Origin of the sequence: Variovorax boronicumulans, assembly GCF_009811375.1 — a bacterium.
In the GTDB taxonomy this organism is placed as follows: Bacteria; Pseudomonadota; Gammaproteobacteria; order Burkholderiales; family Burkholderiaceae_C; genus Variovorax; species Variovorax boronicumulans.
In genome coordinates, this window is sequence record NZ_BKDH01000009.1 from 1 (window position 1) to 2,500 (window position 2,500).

Consider the following 2,500-nt stretch of genomic DNA (forward strand, 5'->3'; position numbering starts at 1 on the left):
CGGACCTGCTTGCAGAGCTGATTACGGCCGGCGCAGCACAATCCGATGCTTCGGGAGTTCACAACGCCTGATTGGCGGTTGTCTGCTGCAATAAAAAAGCGCTGATTCTTTCGAGTCAGCGCTTTTTATGCGTTTGGTCTTTGCGCCGCGCAAAGCAAAAAACCCCAGTCATTGCTGACTGGGGTTTTCTGGGCTGTAAGAGCCTGACGATGACCTACTTTCACACGGGAACCCGCACTATCATCGGCGCTGAGTCGTTTCACTGTCCTGTTCGGGATGGGAAGGAGTGGTACCAACTCGCTATGGTCATCAGGCATAAAGGGTTGTCTGACTGATCACACGATCAATCAAACGAATTCATAGAGTTTGGAATCAGCTTTTGGCGAATTATTTTGAATGCGTCAACTTGGCATAACACCTTGATCAGATTGATCAAAGTTATAGGGTCAAGCCGCACGAGCAATTAGTATCAGTTAGCTTAACGCATTACTGCGCTTCCACACCTGACCTATCAACGTCCTGGTCTTGAACGACTCTTTAGGGGGCTCAAGGCCCCGGCAGATCTCATCTTGAAACGAGTTTCCCGCTTAGATGCTTTCAGCGGTTATCTCTTCCACACTTAGCTACTCGGCAATGCCACTGGCGTGACAACCGATACACCAGAGGTGTGTCCACTCCGGTCCTCTCGTACTAGGAGCAGGCTTCCTCAAATCTGCAGCGCCCACGGAAGATAGGGACCAAACTGTCTCACGACGTTTTAAACCCAGCTCACGTACCTCTTTAAATGGCGAACAGCCATACCCTTGGGACCGGCTACAGCCCCAGGATGAGATGAGCCGACATCGAGGTGCCAAACACCGCCGTCGATATGAACTCTTGGGCGGTATCAGCCTGTTATCCCCAGAGTACCTTTTATCCGTTGAGCGATGGCCCTTCCATACAGAACCACCGGATCACTATGTCCTGCTTTCGCATCTGCTCGACTTGTCAGTCTCGCAGTTAAGCACGCTTATGCCATTGCACTATCGTCACGATGTCCGACCGTAACTAGCGTACCTTCGAACTCCTCCGTTACGCTTTGGGAGGAGACCGCCCCAGTCAAACTGCCTACCATGCACTGTCCCCGATCCAGATAATGGACCTAGGTTAGAACCTCAAACACACCAGGGTGGTATTTCAACGTTGGCTCCACAAGATCTAGCGACCCTGCTTCAAAGCCTCCCACCTATCCTACACAGATCTGTTCAAAGTCCAATACAAAGCTACAGTAAAGGTTCATGGGGTCTTTCCGTCTTTCCGCGGGGAGATTGCATCATCACAAACATTTCAACTTCGCTGAGTCTCAGGAGGAGACAGTGTGGCCATCGTTACGCCATTCGTGCAGGTCGGAACTTACCCGACAAGGAATTTCGCTACCTTAGGACCGTTATAGTTACGGCCGCCGTTTACTGGGACTTCAATCAAGAGCTTGCACCCCATCATTTAATCTTCCAGCACCGGGCAGGCGTCACACCCTATACGTCCACTTTCGTGTTTGCAGAGTGCTGTGTTTTTAATAAACAGTCGCAGCCACCGATTTTTTGCAACCCATTCATGCTTCGTTGTTCACTACACACTAATAGGGCACACCTTCTTCCGAAGTTACGGTGTCAATTTGCCGAGTTCCTTCTCCTGAGTTCTCTCAAGCGCCTTAGAATACTCATCTCGCGCACCAGTGTCGGTTTGCGGTACGGTCGTTGTTAGCTGAAGCTTAGTGGCTTTTCCTGGAACCTCGTTCAGTCACTTCACGGACAAGTCCGCTCGATCGTTGGCCTCGGTATATGTGCACCGGATTTGCCTAATGCACGCCTACATCCAACTAAACCAGAATAATCCAATAACTGGATGACCTATTAAGATCCGTCCCCACATCGCACTAACAATCGGTACAGGAATATTGACCTGTTTCCCATCAGCTACGCATCTCTGCCTCGCCTTAGGGGCCGACTCACTCTACGCCGATGAACGTTGCGTAGAAAACCTTGCGCTTACGGCGAGGGGGCTTTTCACCCCCTTTAACGCTACTCATGTCAGCATTCGCACTTCTGATACCTCCAGCACGCTTTACAACGCACCTTCACAGGCTTACAGAACGCTCTCCTACCACTTGCAATAAATTGCAAATCCGCAGCTTCGGTAACTGGCTTAGCCCCGTTACATCTTCCGCGCAGGACGACTCGATCAGTGAGCTATTACGCTTTCTTTAAATGATGGCTGCTTCTAAGCCAACATCCTGACTGTTTTAGCCTTCCCACTTCGTTTCCCACTTAGCCAATTTTAGGGACCTTAGCTGGCGGTCTGGGTTGTTTCCCTCTTGAGTCCGGACGTTAGCACCCGGTGCTCTGTCTCCCAAGCTGTACTCATCGGTATTCGGAGTTTGCCTTGGTTTGGTAAGTCGCCATGACCCCCTAGCCAAAACAGTGCTCTACCCCCGATGGTAATACTTGAGGCACTACCTAAA

The 2,500-nt window shown here is 50.7% G+C and carries 2 rRNA genes (1 of these 2 cut by a window edge); both read right to left on the reverse strand.

Annotation, left to right across the window (positions count from 1 at the left end):
• Positions 1-201: 201 nt before the first annotated feature.
• Positions 202-314, reverse strand: a 5S ribosomal RNA gene (gene rrf, locus VHAB30_RS30880).
• A 128-nt stretch (positions 315-442) separates the two neighbouring features.
• Positions 443-2,500 (reverse strand): 23S ribosomal RNA (locus VHAB30_RS30885) (it continues 816 nt past the right edge of the window).